Origin of the sequence: Hymenobacter sp. 15J16-1T3B (assembly GCF_020711235.1) — a bacterium.
Taxonomy (GTDB): domain Bacteria; phylum Bacteroidota; class Bacteroidia; order Cytophagales; family Hymenobacteraceae; genus Solirubrum.
Genome location: NZ_JAJFAV010000007.1, coordinates 277,308 through 293,895, shown reverse-complemented (window position 1 = coordinate 293,895; position 16,588 = coordinate 277,308). Strand labels below are relative to the sequence as shown.

Sequence of the window (16,588 nt, the reverse complement as noted above, 5' to 3'; positions counted from 1 at the left end):
GCCCGGTGGGGTCGGGCAACGAAGACGGCGAGGCGGCGAAAGACCACGGGGCCGACATCACAAAGTACGGCAGGCGCGGGGCCGGCGGCGGTACGAAATCAGGCCCGGCCGCGTACGGGATTTGGGCGCTGACGGCGCGCAGGTGCAGAATTTGGGGTGGCGCCGTACGCAATTCGGGCAAGGGGCGGGGCTGAGGCGCCGGGCCGTACCTTTGCCCCCGTGGGAATCAACCGCCCCGCCGCATTGTCTCTGCCGATATGAACAAGCTTTTCGCCCTGCTGGTTGCCGCCAGCCTCCTGACCGCCTGCAACAGCAAGCCCACCAACGAAGCCGAAACGCCGGCTGCGCCCACCGCCGCCACCGCCGATTCGGCCAAAATTCAGCAGCCCACCGACGAAGTGGCCCGCCCCGAAACCGAGGGTGGCACCGGCGACCAAACCAACCTCGGCACCACCACCTACGTGTGCCCCATGGGCTGCGAGGGCAGCCAGAGCACCAAGCCCGGCAAGTGCCCGGTGTGCGAAATGGACCTGGAAAAGAAAAGCTAAGCCGCAATCCTGTACGGGCCGTGGGAACATCTTGTACCAACCCGCGGGGCTGAAATGGGGTAAAGAAGCGGACCGTCTTTCTCCCGCTTCATCAACCCCACGCCCATGAACCAGTCCAATCAACCGCTGCTGCAGGCCCTGAACGCCTGCGTGGCCGCCTGCGAAAACTGCGCCTCCGCCTGCCTGCAGGAAGACGACGTAAGCATGATGGCCCGCTGCATCTCGCTCGACCGCGACTGCAGCGACATCTGCGCCCTGACGGCCCGCCTCGTGGCCCGCGGCTCGGAGCACGCCGCGCACCTGCTGCGCGAGTGCGCCGAAATCTGTCGCCTGTGCGCCGCGGAGTGCGGCCAGCACCAGCACGAGCACTGCCAGCAGTGCGCCGAAGCCTGCCGCCGCTGCGAGGAAGCCTGCCGCGCGGGCATGGCCGCGTAAGCGCACCGGTCCCGAATGCGAAGCGGCCCGTTTCCAACGCTGGAAACGGGCCGCTTCGCATTCGGAACGGCTGCTAAAGGAGCAGTTAGTTGAACGACACCTGGTACTGGGCCACCACGGCACTTCGGTCGCTGGTGCGGTTGTAGTGGCCGGTGCCGTCCGGGGTGAAAATGGGCCGGTTTTGGTAGGCCACGGTGAGTTTGGAGGTGTGGCCCGCCAGCAGCCAGTTCAGGCCCACGTCGACGTAGTTCATTGGGTCGTTGAGGCGCTTGTAGCGGGCGTGCTGCACGCTTACATAGGGCAGGAAGGTGGTTGAGCCCAGCAGGTTGTCGGGCAATTTGTAGCCCAGCTGTCCGTAGAGCACGTTGCCGGTGCCGTAGGCCGGCCAGCCGTTGCCGCCGTTGTTGAGCGTGGCAGTGCCCGGGGCGATGCCGTTGGTCGGGCTCAGCGGGGCCGTGTTGCGGGTGTAATTCGGGCCGTAGTCGAGGTGGTAGAAGGCCGCGTAGGCGCTCAGGGCCTGCCCCTTGTCCGCGGGGCCTACGGGCGCATCGTAGTAGGCATCAACGGCAAACTGCTTCAGGGCTACCTGCACCGTGTCGGGGCCAGTGGCGAAACCGCCAATCGGGCCGGGGCGGTACCACAGAGCCTTGGGCTGCATGATAAAGCCCGCGCCGAGGTTGAACACGCGCTTTTTGCCCAAGTACGTGCCCGCCGCGTAGGGCGTCAGGTTGCTTTCCTGATCCAGAAACTGCCACTGGAAGTAACCCTGAAATTGGGCCCGCGGCGCCAGGCTGGAAAACGCGGCTACGCCCACCGGCGGCGTGTTCGGGGCCACGATGAGCGGCTTACTCACGGCCACGCGGTAGTCCAGCTTGCCGAGCTTGCCCTTGGCGTACACGCTCAGCTTGCGCCCGAACTGGTCGTTCACGTCGTTGGTGGTTTCGGCCACCAGCGGCAAATCCAGGCCCAGAATGGAAGCCGTAGACGAAGCCGTGAAGCGCGACAGGCCGTTCCAGGCGCCCAGGCCGGTGCCGAGCGACAGGCGGGTTTTGGCCACTGCGTACTCGCCCACCGCGTCGTGCAGAAAGAAAAACTGCTTGCGCTCCGAGAGGTAGCCGAAGTTATTGATACCGATTTGCGAGTAGATGAACACGCGGTCGGTGAGCTGCCCGTAGAACTGGATGCGGAAGCGCCGGATGGCCGCGTCGAGCGTGTGCGGCTCGTTGCGCCCGTTGACGCGCGACCCGGGGTTGCTCTGGTTGTAGTGCAGCCAAGCCTGGTTGAGCAGTGTCAGCTTCACGTAGCGGCTGCCGTCCTCGCTGAGCGGGAGTTTGCCGTCCTTGAGCGGAACAAACGCGGGCGTGGTGGCCTGCGGGGGCACCGGCGCGGCCTGCGCCGCCTGGGTGTCGGTGTTGGGTGGGGGAGTGGTCTGGGCCTGCGCGCTCAGCGAGCCGGCCAGGACAATCAGCGCGGTGGGGCGCCACCAATTCTGCCGCATGCAAAACGGGGTAAGAGAACAAAAAAGCCGACGCGGCTACCGGTCGGCGGGAAAGCGGCTGCAAGGTACGCCCGTCCGGCCCGACCTCTGGCACACCTGGGCGCTTTTAGCCCGCGCCGCCGCCAAAAATGTTGTAACAGCCCGCCGCGAATCCTGTACGGCCGGGGCGGCACCGCGCGGCTAGTTTTGCCGTTACCAGAATAACGACCCCAGCTGCTCCGTCGCGGGCGGCCTTCACTTCTAAGTTGCTTTCCCGATGAAAACCCTGCGTTTTACCACCACCATTAACTGCCAGAACTGCGTGCGCGCCGTCACGCCGGTGCTCAACGAGCTGGCCGGCACCGGCCACTGGCAGGTCGACACGGCCTCACCCCAAAAAGTCCTCACGGTAGAATCCGACTCGCTCACGCCCCAGCAGGTTGTGGCCGCCGTCGAAGAAGAAGGATTCGAGATAAAGGAGGCGTAACAGCCCGGAGCGCGTGCGGGGCATATCCTGCGCGCTAAAAGCGGAGGATGAGGCCCCGAGTAGCTGCGCAAGCGCGGCAATCCTCCCGCTCGCGCCCCTACGGCCCCACTGGCAAACACTCAAACCAGCCCCGCCCGAAACTGACGTTTGCAGTTTCGGGCGGGGCTGGTTTTCGGGTAGCAAGTATTGCAGCGGCGGTGTTACGGGAGGAAGGATTGCCGCGCTTCGCTCGCAATGACGGCGGATGCTGCCGTTGGGCTCATTGCTTTGGGAAGCCTAGCGGTACTCCGGCCGGCGAGGGCGCCAGCTGCCGGCGTCGTCGGCGGCCGGGCGGCGCGTTTTGTCCCACCAGATGTAAGCGCCGAAGAGCAGCAGCCCCACACCCGATACCCACAGCAGGCCGGTTTTGAGCCGCTGCCCGTCCTGCCCGAGGTAGGCCAGCAACCCGATCAGCGGCATGATGGCCACGGCCGTCACGCTGATGAATTTCCAGTAGCCCATGCGCGCCACGCCGGCCACGAAGCTGATGGCGTCGTTCGAAACGATGGGCGTGAGCCGGGCCAGGGCCACCGCCCCGGCGCCGTAGCGCGTCACGAAGTCGGCAACTTTGTGCTCGGCCTTCTGGCCCAGCAGGCGAATGATAAACGACTCGCCCAGGCTGCGCCCGATCCAGTAACCCAGGGAGCTGGCCGTGAGCACGCCCACCCAGGCCAGCAAGGAGCCCCACCACGGCCCGTAGGCCAGCACGGCCACCAGAATGAGCAGGGCGTTGTTGATGACAAACAAAAACATCTGGGCCACCATGGCCAGCACCAGCACCACCGGCCCCCACAAGCCGAATTGCTCCACCCACTCGGCCACTTGCTGCTGCTCGCCGCTGCGCAACGCTGCCCAGCCGGCCTGCACCTGCTGCTGAAAGGCGGGCCAGCCGAAATAGGCGGCCACCAGCGCGGCCACGATGCCTAGGGAAATGTAGAGCGGTAGGTGAGTGGTCTTGGAGCGGGGGGCCATCGGCAGGGGAAGAGAATGGTACTGCCCGGTGGTACGGCAACGTGCCGGGGCGGTTTGCCGTTTGCGGCTGAGGTTGCCGCCGCGGCCGCCCGTCCCGCCTATGTTGCTTCGCCTGTTGCTGGTGCTGCTGCTCGCCGCCCCACTGCCCTCCGCCGCCTATTCCGTCCTCACCCACCAAGCCAACGTCGATACCTGCTGGCGGCGCTGCCTGCGCCCGCTGCTGGAGCAGCGCTTTCCCGGCGCCACCCGCGAGCAGTGGATTGAAGCCAAAAGCTACGCCTACGGCGGAGCCATTGTGCAGGACATGGGCTACTACCCGCTTGGCTCCAAGCTCTTCACCGACCTGACCCACTACGTGCGCTCCGGCGACTTCGTGCGCAACCTGCTCACGGAGGCCCAGGACCGCAACGAGTACGCCTTTGCCCTCGGCGCCATGGCCCACTACGTGGCCGATATCAAGGGGCACTCGGAGGGCACCAACCGGGCCATGCCCTCGGTGTACCCCGAGCTGGGCCAGAAGTTTGGGCCCTCGGTCACCTACTTCGAGGCGCCCATTCAGCACACCCAGTTGGAGTTTGCCTTCGACGTGGTGCAGCTGGCCGCCGGCCGCTACCGCTCCGACACCTACCACGACTTCATCGGGTTTCACGTGAGCAAACCAGTGCTGGAGCGGGCCTTTCAGAAAACCTACGGCTTGGAGCTCAAGCAGATTGTGGTGAACCTCGACGCGAGCGTGGCCACCTTCCGCTTCGCCGTGAGCCAGCTGATTCCTACCGCCGCCCGCGCCGCTTGGCACGCCGAGCGCGACAACATCCGCAAGCTCGACCCGCGCGCCCGCCGCCGCGACTACCTCTACCAGCACAACGAGCGGAAGTTTCGCCGGGAATACGGCACCGGCTACGACAAGCCCGGGTTTGGCGCCCGCGTCATGGCCAAGCTCATCAAGATTCTGCCCAAAATCGGGCCGCTACGGCCGTTCGCCTTCAAGCTGCCCACGCCCGAGGCCCAGAAGCTGTTCAAGCAGAGCTTCAGCGACGTAATGACCGACTACTGCCGCCTGCTGACCGAAACGCGGCAGGCCCAAGCCGTAACGCCCGCGGCCCTGCCCAACTTCGACTTCGACACCGGCAAGCCCACCAAAGTGGGCGAATACGGCTTGGCCGACGAAACCTACGGCGAATGGGTGCGCAAGCTGGAGAAAGACAAATTTGCCAGCGTGACGGCCCCGGTACAGGCCAACATCCTGGCCTTTTTCGACAACGGCAACAAGCTGCCGCAAGCCGAGGACGAAAAGGAGAAAAAGACCCTGAAGGAAACCCAGGAGGCGTTGCAGCAGCTGCGGGCCCTGACGCCCCCGCCGGCCGTGCCCGCCGCCCCGGCCAAGCCCTAAACTAAACTGCCCCAGCCAACGCAAAGGCCCGGCTTCCGCTGAAGGAAACCGGGCCTTTGCGTTGGCTGGCCGATAACAGACCCCAGCGGCTGTCCTTGGCAACTACGGCCTGGGCGGCCCCGGAACTAGCGCTGAGCCTGCGCAGCCGGGGCCACGGCCTGCTGCAGCCGGGCCACCTGCTCCTGCAGCGTGAGCAGGGCCGCGTGGTCGGCGTCGGCTTGGGCGGCGCGGCCGCGCAGCTGCTCGATCTGGCGCTGCTGCTCGCGCAGGGCCTCCAGTAGCACAGGCGTCAGCTGGGCGTAGTTCACCGACTTGTAGCCTTGCGCATCGGTGTGCACCAGCTCCGGGTAAATCTGCTCTACTTCTTGGGCCAGCAGGCCGATTTGCTCCTGGCCGGCCGTGCCGCCGTGCTGCACGCCCAGCGCGTTCCACTGGTAGCGCACCCCGCGCAAGCGCAGCACCGAAGCCAGCGCCCCGTCGAGCGGGCGCACCTGCTGCTTGAAGCGCGCGTCGGAGACCAGCGTGACGCCGTTGGCCCGCACGGAGCCGTAGACCACGGCCGAGCCATCGGGGTTTAGCGTGAGGGCGTCGCGCAAATTGCCCTGGTAGGTGGTGCGCAGCACTAGCGCCAAGCTAGTGCTGCTGGTCGGGTTCGGAATGCGGGCCTGCAGGTAGGCAGCGGGCGTACCGCTGTTGTAGGGCGCCAGGAACAAGTGTCCGGGCAGGTACACCGACTGACCTTCGCCCACGTTCGGGTCGTTGATCAGGTACGTGTCGCCGGGAGCAGGCACGTCGAGGGGGCCGCGCGGGGTGCCCGTGCCCACGCCTAGGCGGGCGCCGTCCTGGGTGAGCACGCTCAGGGCCAGAATGTTGCCGGTGCCGGGCTGAGTGCTGCCATCGGCCGAGCCGGAGGTGTTCAGGTATACTTCCAGGGCGTTGCTGGTGGTTCCCTGGGCGTGGCGGGTGCGCAGGAAGTGGCGGTAGCCGCCGTTGCGCCAGGCCAAGCTCAGGGCCACCGGGTCGTTGCTGCCGTCGGCGTTGGCACCGCCCTGCACCTCCAGCCGGGCGGCCGGGGCGTACGAGCCCACGCCCACCCGGTTGCTCGTGCTGGCGTTGAGCAGCAGCGGGCCGGCCGTGTTTTCCAGCACCGTGCTGGTGCCGCCGGCCGAGGCGGGGTGCACGACGAGGTTGGAGCCATTGTGCTCCAGCTTCAGCGAGTTGGCCGTGCTGCTGCCGTTCAGGCCCACATACAGGCCGTTTTCGGCCGGGCTGGCCGTGCCCACCGTGGCGCGGTAGCCCGTGATGAGCGTGCCCGTGCCCAGGCCCACCCGGCCGTCGGAGAGCAGGCGTAGCCCTTCGCGGTAGTTCTGGCCGGCGGCGCCATAGGAGTCGGCGGCGCCGCTGCCCACCTGCAGGGAGAGGCCCGATTCGGCCCCGCCGGCCCGCATCACGGCCAGCGAGCCGTCGTGCTGCCAGTAGAGGTGGTCCCAGGCGTTGGTGTTTCGCAGCCCCAGCGTACCGGAGGCCACGTCCAGGCCCAAGGCGGGGATTCTGGTGCCCACGCCCACCTTGCTGGTCAACGTGGTCGGGTACAGGTTGGTGCCGTCCTGCGTCCACTGCGGGTCCTGAAAGAGCACCCGCCCGTCAGCCTGCTGGGTCAGCACCTGGCCGGCTTGGCCCGCCGTGGGCGTGAGCGTGTAGGAGGTGCCGGGCTGGGTAAACCCCAGTTTGGGTCGAAAGAAGCTGGTGATGCCGCTGGTGGCAGCACACTGGCCACTGCTCCCGGCGCTGGACATGCGGCTGTCATTTATAATGTCCACGGAGACAAAGTCGTCGGAGCTGGCGGTGGCCTTTTCGAAGCAGGACTGCACCACCAGGTTGCTGCTGCCGTCCCACACGAAGGTGCCGGCGTTGAACACCAGCTGCAGCACCTGCCCGGTAGCGGGCACGGTCACGTTGCCGGTATACACCGTGGTGAGGCCGCTGCTGAAGGTGCCCGTCACGTTGGTGGCAGTGCTCTGGCCCAGGGCCAGGGTGAAGTTGGTGTAGGTGTCGGAGGAGTTCTTACTGGAAATGAAGTAGCTCAGCGAGGTAATGGCTCCGGCCCGTAGCCCCCAGCTTTGCAGCGTGGCCGCTGGGTAAATAGTTTCGGTGCGAGCCGAGTTAGAACCGCCGCGAAACGGGGCGTTGCTGCTGGAGCCGGTCGAGCCGGGCGGTACGTTAACAGCGGCCTGCACCGGGCCGGGGCCCACCTGCAGGCCGCTGGCCGGGTCGTAACTCACGCCGTTCGAGTCGGTCAGGCGCAGCCACTTCGGGGCGCCGCTGCTGCCGCTGTTGTACCAAAAGCCCGGCTGGGTGCCGCCCGTTTGGTACACAATGAGGCCGGCGGCGGGCGCGGCAATGGCGGCGGCATTAGCCACGCGCGGCAGCAGGGCTCCTTTGTCGGAGGCCACGACGTCGAGGGCGGCGGAGGCATCGGGGGCCGTGGTGCCGATGCCCACGTTTTGGGCCAGGGCCGGGGCGGCGCTTAGCAGGGAGGCCACAAAGGCCAGCAGCAGGTAAAAAGAGGGGTAGCGTTGGGCCATAGTGCGGAGCGGGTTGGAGCAATAGTGGTGGGAAGCAGCGGTAAAAGTAACGGCGGCCCGCGCAGCTGCCAAGGCCCTGCCGCCCGCCGGGGTGGGGGGGCAGGACCCGGGTGCGCTTCCGGTTCCGCTCTGCTGCCCCGGCCGGCCGAAAATGTTGACCCTGGGCGTGAAGCCCTTGCTGGTGCCGAGGGGGGGCGGTGCCTCGACGCAGGCAACGGAACCGAAACGGCCCGCATCTGTCGCCCCGGAGCCGCCCCGGATGGCGGCCTGCTGCCTTACTTCCATCCCCATGTTCCGCTTCCTTGCCCACCGCCCGCGCCGGGCCGCTCTGCTGCTGGCCCTGCTGTTTCCGCTCACGCTGCTGGCCGCGCCCCGGCCCGCTAAGCTTACCAACGGCCCCGTCGCCCTTAAAACAACCGACGGCGTGCAGCTATTTGCCTCCGTCACCGGGCAGGGTGTGCCCTGCGTGTTCGTGCACGGCGGGCCCGGCGCCTGGAGCGGCATGCCGGAGCAGCTGGCCGGCCCCCTGCTCAACGACCGGCTGCAGATGATCTGGCTGGACCAGCGCGGCTGCGGCCGTAGCCAGAACGCCCCCCGCCACGACTACTCCCTGGCCCGCCTGGTGCAGGATTTGGAAGACGTCCGCCAGCAGCTCGGCTTGGAAAGCTGGGTGCTGATGGCCCACAGCTTCGGCGGCACCATTGCCACCGAATACGCTGCTCGCCACCCCGAACGTGTGCGCGGCTTGGTGCTGGTGGAATGCACGCTGAACCTGCCGGCCTCCATGCAGGACATGATTCAAAGCGGCTTTGATTTCGTGCAAGTGCCCGACCGCACGCCCTACCTCGACCAAGGCAAGCCCGTGCAGGAACGGTTCGGGCTGATGGTGCAGCACTTCAACGAGCACAACGTGTGGCGCCAGCTGCAGTACACCACCGACGCCGGCTTCGACAGTGTCAGCAAAGCCGACGAAAGCAACCCGCACACCGGCAACGAGTTTGGCCAGTACGCCATGGGCATCAGCGACTACCAGCGCGACTTCACGGCCCTGACGCCGGACATCAAAGCGCCGGTGCTGGTGATGACGGGCAAGCGGGACCTGTGCATCGGCGCCAACCATTACAAGCTGTTTCGCTTTCCGCGCCAGCAGGTAGCGCTGATGCAAACCGGGCACGTGCCCTTCGTAGAGGAGCCCGAGGCGTTTCGGCAAGCCGTGCTCACGTGGCTGAAAAAGCTGCCCCGCCGGGCTGCATAAGGTGGTGCCCGGCGCAGTACACGCCGGGGCCGGGCAGCCCGAATTCCAAGCTTGGTCGATTCGGCAAGACCGGGGCTGCGCACGGATTGCCGACGCGGAACAACGGGGCTGGCTCCAAGGCCAACGCCCGCGGAAGCGGCAAGGAACAACCGGTGGACCTTGCCGGACTCAGCCGTTCAGCCACTGCATGGCGGCGCCCTCGTCGCCGAACAGCAGCAGGCGGTAGGGGCGGCTGTCGGCTTGCCCGTAGGCCAGGGTGCGGCGCTGGTATTCGTCGCGCTCATACACCAACATGCGGGTGGGCGAAGCCAGGGTGGCAATGCGCAGGGGCGGAGCGCCCAGCTGCGCGGCAGCCCGCGGAAAGAAGTCGTGGGTAGTCCAGTGGGCCAGCTCCGGCGCCAGGTCTTCGCGGCGGCGCACGTCGAGCAGCCAGCGGTGGGCCTGGTGCGAAGCCGCTGCGTGCAGCACAGCCTCAAAATCGGCCTGCAGCTGCGGCAGCGGCGCATCGGCGGGCCAGCGCACCACGAGCACCTGCAAGTCGGAGCGGTATTGAATCGAGCAGCTAGGCGGTAGCATAGCCAGCAAGTTAGGCGCTCCAATCCAAATACGCAGCCTAGTGCGCCGGCGCCCGGTGCATCTTTCCCCGCGGAGTGCAATTGGCGCGGGCAAGCGGCCGCCGCGCAGTCGCTAAGCCGTGGTTGGCGGGCACGGGGCGCCGCAACCCGCGACGCCGCCGGCGCGCAAGGCAATGGGCGCGGGGCAGGCCGTCCGCCGGGGTTGCAGGCGCAGGCGGATATTTATTTTCCTACGGACGAGTAAAAACCGGCCGCCGCCGCCGGGACTGCGTACAGGCCAAGGTCAAGAGCTGCGAACCGGTGATAGTACGCCGGGGCTATGGACTGAGTGGGTGGCCGCCAAGCGGCCGTTTGGATGTGGTATGAACAGTCAGTGGTCCTATAAATACGCCTGCAGCAACCTGCTGCAGCTCTTGGCCGGACAGGCGTGGCTGCCGGAGGCATCCGGGCGGCTGCAGGAGCGGGCGCAACTGGTGTTTCGCAGCCTCAGCCCGTACCATCCCACCTACCTCAGTCAGCAGCTGACCGACGCCCACTCGCTGTACTTCAACGCCTACCTGCGCACCCCGTTGCTGGCCGAGGTCGAGGTATACAGCACGCCGGCGGTGCCCGACAATCCCGCTTCCGTGTACCTGCGCCTGCTCGAAGGCGGGCAGTACGTGCTGCAGCAGGAAATGGCCCCCGGCGAAATAGCCGGCCGCCTGGCCCTGTACTACGCCGCGGCCGATCCGCCGCGCTAGGCCGCTTCCTCCCGGCACTGGCTGCCGCGGGCTTTCCCACCCTTCAGCCCGATTCCCATGACGCCGTTTCTCCCCGATACCAACCTTTCCCTCGCGGCGGCGCTGCTGGTTAGCCCCGTGCTCGACTATGCCCGCTGCCTCGACGCCAGCGGCCGCCCGCCCGGCCACGTCGGCGACTGGCCCGAAGAAGGCCGCGTGTACCCCGTGCGCGTGGTGCAAAACGCCCACCGCGGCATCACCCTGGTGTATTTGCTCGGCCTGACGGCCCCGCCCCCGCACTACAACGCCTTTGCGCCGCACCGCTTCCGCATGGTGTGCTCGACTTGGCTCAATTAAACGCCACACCGCGCGGCCGCTGGCTGCGTGGTGCCCTGGTCCGAGTGGGCGGCGGGAGTTGTTCGGTTCGTTTTACGTCACCTTTTTTCCCTTCTCCCGATGACCGCTCCTTCCTTTCACGCGCTGGGTTTCAGCCCCGTTACCGACTCCGGCCAGGGGCGGCCGACGTCGACTTTCTTCAATACCTGGCTGTACCGCCACGACCAAGCCGCGCGGGACGGCAGCCACTTGTTTCTGGCCTTGCCCTTCGGCATTCCGCGCTGGCGCCTGAGCATGCTGCCCTGGCCGCTAGCTCATCAGGACGTGGTGCAAGACCTGGCCATCGACGACCTGCCGGGCTTGCAGCGGGCCGTCGACGCGTTTTTTACCACCCACGGCGGCCGGGCCGAGGACATTCCGGCGCCCAAGCGCTGGAAGCCCGTCGGTTTTCCGCACGAGGCCACCCGCTAGCCCCGGGCTAGTAGGTCATGACCCGCGCCGATTTCCAGGCCGCCGGCTTCGATTACCAGCCCCCGCTGGGCGACCCGCTGAGCTGGCGCATGGACGACGTGCGCGTGTACCGCCACCGCGACTGCCCCGCCGACGGGCCGCAGCTCTACGCGCTGTGGCGGGTGGGCGAGGCCAGCTACCTGCTCTCGACGGCCGCCGACAGTCACGACACGGCGGCCGTGCTGCGGCGTCTGCCCATGCGCGAGCCGCAGCAGCTGGAACGAGCCGTCTTCGCGTTTTTTCACCCTTCCTCGCTTTCCTGATATTCTCCACCGATGAGCACTGCCCAGGAACTAACCGCCCGCACGACCATGCTGGAAGAGCACTTTCGCGACTACCAAGTTATCGTGGCCAACAGCCCGGTGCTGCAGGCGGAAATGAGCTTTTCGGCCTACCTGGCCTACGCCACCGCCGAGCACCGCGACAAGCAGCTGACCGATCAGCTAAAAAACATGATTCACCTGCTCAACCGCATCGACCACTAAGCCGCCGCTACAGCTGCCCCGAAACCCCGCCGCCCGCGTCGTCCCCTGTTGGGGCAGCGCGGGCGGCGGGGTTTCGGGGCGAAGCAACTTATTTCGGCGCGCCCGGCGGTTGCTGCACCAAGTCGCCGCTGAGCTGGCGCAGCACCACTTCGGCCTGCTTGGCCAAGAAGCGGGCGTCGAGCAGGCGGTTTTCGGCGTCGAGCAGGTTGCGCTGAGCTTCGCGTAGCGAGAGTTGGTTGAGCAGTCCCAGGCGGTAGCGCTCCAGCGTGATGGCCACGTTCTGGCGGGCCAGCTGAATGTTGCTTTCTTCCAAGTCCAGCAGCTGCAGGCGGTTTTGGTACTGCAAAAAGGCCTGCTCGGCCTGGGTGTTGAGGTCGAGCTGGGCTTGGTCGAGCTGCAGCTTGCTGCGCTCGATGTTCACACGGGCATTTTGCTCCAGGCGGCGGCGGTTGAAGCCGTCGAAGATGGGCACCGAAGCCACTACGCCGTAGTTGGGCCCGTACACGCGGTTGGTGTTGGTGGCCAAGGTCGAACCCTGGGGCGTGTTGATGAAGGCAGCGTTGTTGATGTTGCGGTTCAGGTTGTAGCCGCCCACCACGTCCACCTGGGGCAGGCGCGTGGCGGCCACCTGCTTGCGCTCCAGCGTGGCCACGTCCACGCCCAAGCGGGCCTGCTGCAGCACCGGGTTGCGCTCCACGATGCCGGCTACTACCTGTTCCTTGTTTAGCGCCCGGTTCACCACGATGGAGTCGGCCGGGTTCATGTCGGTGCTCGGCGCGCGACCGAGCAGGTTGTTGAGGTTGGTTTTGGCCGTGGCCAGGGCTTCCTGCTGCTGAATGAGCAGGGCGCGGTCGGCGTTGTAGTCCACCTGGGCCGTGAGCAGCTCCACCTTGGCCGTCACGCCCACGTCCACCTGCGCCTGCGTCAGGTCGATGCGTGCCTGCCCGACTTTCAGCGCCTCCTCAAACGCCCGGATCTTGCCCCGCTCGCGCACCACGGTGTAGTAGGCGTCGGTGATGTCGGCCACGGCCTGCTCCACGGTGGCGCGCGTGACCTGCTGCTGCTGCTGGTCGAGGGTGCGCAGCCGGTCGTAGGCGATGAACATGCCCAGCCCGTCGAAAATGGTCCAGTTCAGGCCCAATCCCACGCCCAGGGCGTTGGCCTTGCCGCCGCTGACGAGGCGCGGCTCGGTGTTGTTGAGCTGCTGGCGCGAGTAGTTGATGTTGAACGTGCGCGAGAGGTTGCCGCTGACGGTGGGCAGCTGCCCAGCGTTGCCGCGCGTCACGTTGTTGCGCACGATTTCCTCGTCGCGGCGCGCAATACGGATGCCGTAATTGTTTTCGAGCCCGAGGCGGATGGCTTCTTCCAGCGACAGGGGCGTGCCGGGCGCCACCGTCTGCGGCTGGGCCAGCTGGCTGCCGGGGTTGGGCGCCTTGGCGGGGGCCTTGCCGGGCTGCTGGGCAGCGGCGGCCAGGGGCAGCAGCAGCGCCACGGCCGGTAGGAGGGAGCGGAACGGGGCTATGTGTGTGGGGAAACGCATTCGGGGAAGCTTGCGAAATCGAAGCTAAAAGGTGACTGGAAAGCCCCGCCCCTCAACGGAGCAGCGAAGCTTTCGACTGGTTAGTGCGCCAAAGCCGGTTCGGCCGGCTCGGCGTGCTTGCTGGTATCCTCGCTGGGCGCGGGCTTGGCGTGCTTTTTCTTGGCCGTGGCGAAGTACGAGTACATCACCGGTACGATGTAGAGCGTCAGGCCGGTGGCAAACACCAGGCCGCCCACCACGCCGATGCCCATGGCGCGGCGGCTCAGGGCGCCGGCGCCGGTGGCAATGGCAATGGGCATGATGCCGAGAATGGCGCACAGCGAGGTCATCAGAATGGGGCGGAAGCGGGTGGCAGCGGCTTCTACCAGCGCTTCGAGGTAATGCACGCCCTGCTCGGCCCGCTGGTTGGCAAACTCCACGATGAGGATGCCATTTTTGGTCACCAGGCCGATGAGCATGATGATGCCAATCTGCGAGAAGATGTTGAGCGTCTGGTTGAAGTACCACAGGCTCAGCAGCGCCCCGGCCAGGGCCAGCGGCACCGTCACCATGATGATGGCCGGGTCCTTAAAGCTCTCGAACTGCGCCGCCAGCGTGAGGTAAATCAGCAGCAGCGCCAGGCCGAAGGCAAACACCAGCGAGGAGGAGCTTTCCTGGAAGTCGCGGGAGGTGCCGGCCAGCTCGGTGGAGTACGTGTCGTCGAGCAGCTTGTCGGCAATGGCCTGCATGGCGGCAATACCGTCGCCCACGGTCTTGCCCTTGGCCAGGGAAGCCGAGAACGTGGCCGCGTTGTAGCGGTTGAAGCGGTAGAGCTGCGGCGGGGTGCTGCTTTCCACCAGGCGCACCACGTTATCGAGCTGCACTTGCTCGCCGCGGTTGTTTTTCACCGAGAGCAGGCGCACGTCCAGGGGCTGGTTGCGGTCCTCGCGGGCCACCTGCCCGATGATCTGGTACTGCTTGCCCTCCCGCAGGAAGTAGCCGTAGCGTTGGCCCGAGAGGCCGGCCTGCAGGGTCTGCGAAATGTCCTGCACCGACACACCCAGCGACTGTGCTTTTTCCCGGTCGATGATGATGCGCAGCTCGGGCTTGTTGAACTTCAGGTTCACGTCGGCGAACTGAAAGGTCGGGTCGGCCTGGGCCGCGGCCAGAAACTTGGGCACGATTTCGCGCAGCTTCTCGAAGTCCTGGTTTTGCACCACGAACTGCACCGGCAGGCCACCGCCCCCGCCGCCACCCCCGCCGCCGCCGCCAATACTCTGGTCCTGCGACACCGAGGCGCGGGCCGCGGAGAACTTCTTCACCATGCCGCTAAGCTTGTCGGCGAGTTGCTGCTGGGTCATTTTCCGCGCGTCCGGATCCACCAGCAGCACGCGGGCAATGCCGGAGTTGGCGCCCGAGCCCGAGCCCGGCGAGGTCACGGCGTAGGTGCTGCTCATGTTCGCGCCGGCCGAGTCCATGGCCGCCTGCTGCATCTGGCTCATGTATGCGTCCATGAATTCGAACGAGGAGCCTTCCGGGGCTGTGGCGCTGATGTTCACGCGCGAGCGGTCCTCAATCGGGGCCAGCTCCGAGGGAATGGCCTTGATGAAAAACGCGATGCCGCCAATGGTGGCCGCCACCATCAGCCAGGCCCAGATGCGGTTCGCCAGGAAGCTTTCCAGGCTGTGCTTGTAGCCGTTGGTGAGCTTCTCGAAGAAGGGCTCGGTTTTGCGGTAAAACCAGTTGTGCGTCTCGCTGCGCTTAAGCAGCCGCGACGACATCATCGGCGTCAGGGTCAGCGACACGAAGGCCGAAATCAGCACCGAGCCGGCCACCACGATGCCAAACTCGCGGAACAGGCGGCCGGTGATGCCCGAGAGAAATACCACCGGCAAGAATACCGCCGCCAGCACCACCGTGGTGGAAATGATGGCGAAGAAGATTTCGTTGGAGCCCTTGTGGGCCGCTTCCATGGGTTCTTCGCCCGCCTCGATGCGCGAGTAAATGTTTTCGAGCACCACAATGGCGTCGTCGACTACCAGACCAATGGCCAGCACGATGGCCAGGGTGGTGAGCACGTTCACCGAGAAGTTCAGCAGGTACATCACGAAGAAAATACCCACCAAGGACACCGGAATGGCCACCATCGGGATGATGGTGCTGCGCCAGTCGCGCAGGAAGAGGAAGATGATGACCACCACGAGCACGAAGGCCTCGAAGATGGTGTGCTTCACCTCATTCAAGGACTTGCGCACGAACTGCGAATTGTCGAAGCCCGGCTGGATTTTCAGGTCCTTTGGCAAGTCGGTACGCAGCTGCGTCAGGCGCTTGTTGAACGCGTCGGCAATTTCAATCTGGTTCGAGCCCGGCTGCGGAATCACGGCCACGCCCACCTGCGGCACGCCGTTGACGCGAAACAGGGTCTGGTCGTTTTCGGGGTACAGCTCGGCGTAGCCCACGTCGCTGAGGCGAATCAGCGAGGTGGAGTCGCGGCGCAAGATGAGGTTGTTGAAGTCGGCCTCGGTGCTCAGGCGGCCCATGGTGCGCAGCGTGAGCTGGGTGCTGCTGCCCTGCACCGAGCCGGAGGGCAGCTCCACGTTTTCGCGCGTCAGCGCCTGCTGCACCTCCGTCGGCGACACGCGCAGGGCGGTAAGCTTCACCGGGTCGAGCCAGAGGCGCATGGAGTAACGCCGCTCCCCGAACACGCGCACTTCCGACACACCCGGGATGGTCTGAATCCGCTCCTTGAGCACGTTCACGGCGTAGTCGGTCAGCTCCAGCAGGCTGCGCTTGTCGGAGCTGAGGTACACCATCATGATGGGCTGCGAGTCGGCGTTGGCCTTGGTGACGGTGGGCGGGTCCATGTCGCGGGGCAGGCGGCCCTGCACGCTCGACACCTTGTCGCGCACGTCGTTGGCGGCCGTTTCCAGGTCGGCTTCGAGGTCAAACTCCACGGTGATGTTGGAGCGGCCGTCGCGCGAGGTGGACGTGAGGTTTTTGATGCCGGCAATGCCGTTGATGCCTTCTTCCAGCGGCTCGGTCACCTGCGACTGAATCACGTCGGCCGAGGCGCCGGTGTAGGAGCCGCTCACGGTGATGATGGGCGGATCGACGCTGGGGTACTCGCGCACCGAGAGGTAGCGGTAGCCAATCACGCCGAAGAGCACGATGACCACGCTCATCACGATGGCCAGTACGGGCCGGTCGATACTGGTGGAGGATATACTCATAGCAGCAAACTGCGGTAGGTTCTATT

The 16,588-nt window shown here is 66.2% G+C and carries 16 protein-coding genes; 10 read left to right on the top strand and 6 right to left on the bottom strand.

The annotated features are described in order from the left end of the window. Positions 1–257: 257 nt before the first annotated feature. Positions 258–548: a heavy metal-binding domain-containing protein gene (locus tag LJ737_RS14275; RefSeq protein ID WP_227766833.1), complete on the top strand. Its 291-nt coding sequence runs from the start codon at positions 258–260 to the stop codon at positions 546–548. Positions 549–653: 105 nt separating this feature from the next. Then, complete coding sequence (locus LJ737_RS14270) at positions 654–983, top strand: four-helix bundle copper-binding protein (protein WP_227766832.1); 330 nt, start codon at positions 654–656, stop codon at positions 981–983. 85 nt (positions 984–1,068) lie between these two features. On the opposite strand, the gene LJ737_RS14265 is transcribed toward LJ737_RS14270, so the two are convergent. Then, positions 1,069–2,481, bottom strand: a complete 1,413-nt coding sequence (locus tag LJ737_RS14265) for a hypothetical protein (protein WP_227766831.1) — start codon at positions 2,479–2,481, stop codon at positions 1,069–1,071. Between the two features lie 256 nt (positions 2,482–2,737). Here LJ737_RS14265 and LJ737_RS14260 point away from each other — a divergent pair, with 256 nt between their 5' ends. Further along, positions 2,738–2,947, top strand: coding sequence for a heavy-metal-associated domain-containing protein (locus LJ737_RS14260; RefSeq protein WP_227766830.1), 210 nt, complete (start codon positions 2,738–2,740; stop codon positions 2,945–2,947). A 276-nt stretch (positions 2,948–3,223) separates the two neighbouring features. On the opposite strand, the gene LJ737_RS14255 is transcribed toward LJ737_RS14260, so the two are convergent. Continuing rightward, positions 3,224–3,958 (bottom strand): TVP38/TMEM64 family protein, encoded by a 735-nt coding sequence (locus LJ737_RS14255; RefSeq protein ID WP_227766829.1) that lies wholly within the window; start codon positions 3,956–3,958, stop codon positions 3,224–3,226. A 100-nt stretch (positions 3,959–4,058) separates the two neighbouring features. Between LJ737_RS14255 and LJ737_RS14250 the strand changes: the two genes are divergently transcribed. Next, positions 4,059–5,348: a zinc dependent phospholipase C family protein gene (locus tag LJ737_RS14250; protein ID WP_227766828.1), complete on the top strand. Its 1,290-nt coding sequence runs from the start codon at positions 4,059–4,061 to the stop codon at positions 5,346–5,348. A gap of 125 nt (positions 5,349–5,473) precedes the next feature. Here LJ737_RS14250 and LJ737_RS14245 read toward each other — a convergent pair whose 3' ends face one another. Further along, positions 5,474–7,933: a phage tail-like protein gene (locus tag LJ737_RS14245; RefSeq protein WP_227766827.1), complete on the bottom strand. Its 2,460-nt coding sequence runs from the start codon at positions 7,931–7,933 to the stop codon at positions 5,474–5,476. A gap of 289 nt (positions 7,934–8,222) precedes the next feature. On the opposite strand from LJ737_RS14245, the gene LJ737_RS14240 reads away from it, so the two are divergent. Next, positions 8,223–9,188, top strand: a complete 966-nt coding sequence (locus LJ737_RS14240) for an alpha/beta fold hydrolase (protein WP_227766826.1) — start codon at positions 8,223–8,225, stop codon at positions 9,186–9,188. Between the two features lie 168 nt (positions 9,189–9,356). On the opposite strand, the gene LJ737_RS14235 is transcribed toward LJ737_RS14240, so the two are convergent. Next, positions 9,357–9,764, bottom strand: coding sequence for a hypothetical protein (locus LJ737_RS14235; RefSeq protein WP_227766825.1), 408 nt, complete (start codon positions 9,762–9,764; stop codon positions 9,357–9,359). A gap of 361 nt (positions 9,765–10,125) precedes the next feature. Between LJ737_RS14235 and LJ737_RS14230 the strand changes: the two genes are divergently transcribed. The 5 genes from LJ737_RS14230 (at position 10,126) to LJ737_RS14210 (ending at position 11,813) form a co-directional block, all read left to right on the top strand. Further along, the gene (locus tag LJ737_RS14230) at positions 10,126–10,503 is read left to right on the top strand and encodes a hypothetical protein (protein ID WP_227766824.1); all 378 of its coding nucleotides are present in this window, start codon (positions 10,126–10,128) and stop codon (positions 10,501–10,503) included. A 57-nt stretch (positions 10,504–10,560) separates the two neighbouring features. Continuing rightward, positions 10,561–10,839 carry a hypothetical protein gene (locus tag LJ737_RS14225; protein WP_227766822.1) on the top strand — a complete coding sequence of 93 codons (279 nt, stop codon included), beginning with the start codon at positions 10,561–10,563 and terminating at the stop codon, positions 10,837–10,839. A 99-nt stretch (positions 10,840–10,938) separates the two neighbouring features. Continuing rightward, positions 10,939–11,289 (top strand): hypothetical protein, encoded by a 351-nt coding sequence (locus tag LJ737_RS14220; RefSeq protein WP_227766820.1) that lies wholly within the window; start codon positions 10,939–10,941, stop codon positions 11,287–11,289. 17 nt (positions 11,290–11,306) lie between these two features. After that, positions 11,307–11,591: a hypothetical protein gene (locus LJ737_RS14215; RefSeq protein ID WP_227766818.1), complete on the top strand. Its 285-nt coding sequence runs from the start codon at positions 11,307–11,309 to the stop codon at positions 11,589–11,591. 12 nt (positions 11,592–11,603) lie between these two features. Next, on the top strand, positions 11,604–11,813 hold the full coding sequence (locus tag LJ737_RS14210; protein ID WP_227766816.1) for a hypothetical protein: 210 nt from the start codon (positions 11,604–11,606) through the stop codon (positions 11,811–11,813). 88 nt (positions 11,814–11,901) lie between these two features. Here the strand turns inward: LJ737_RS14210 and LJ737_RS14205 are convergent, their stop codons facing one another. Continuing rightward, positions 11,902–13,353, bottom strand: a complete 1,452-nt coding sequence (locus LJ737_RS14205) for a TolC family protein (RefSeq protein ID WP_227766814.1) — start codon at positions 13,351–13,353, stop codon at positions 11,902–11,904. Positions 13,354–13,433: 80 nt separating this feature from the next. Further along, positions 13,434–16,562 (bottom strand): efflux RND transporter permease subunit, encoded by a 3,129-nt coding sequence (locus LJ737_RS14200; protein WP_227766813.1) that lies wholly within the window; start codon positions 16,560–16,562, stop codon positions 13,434–13,436. Positions 16,563–16,588: the final 26 nt, after the last annotated feature.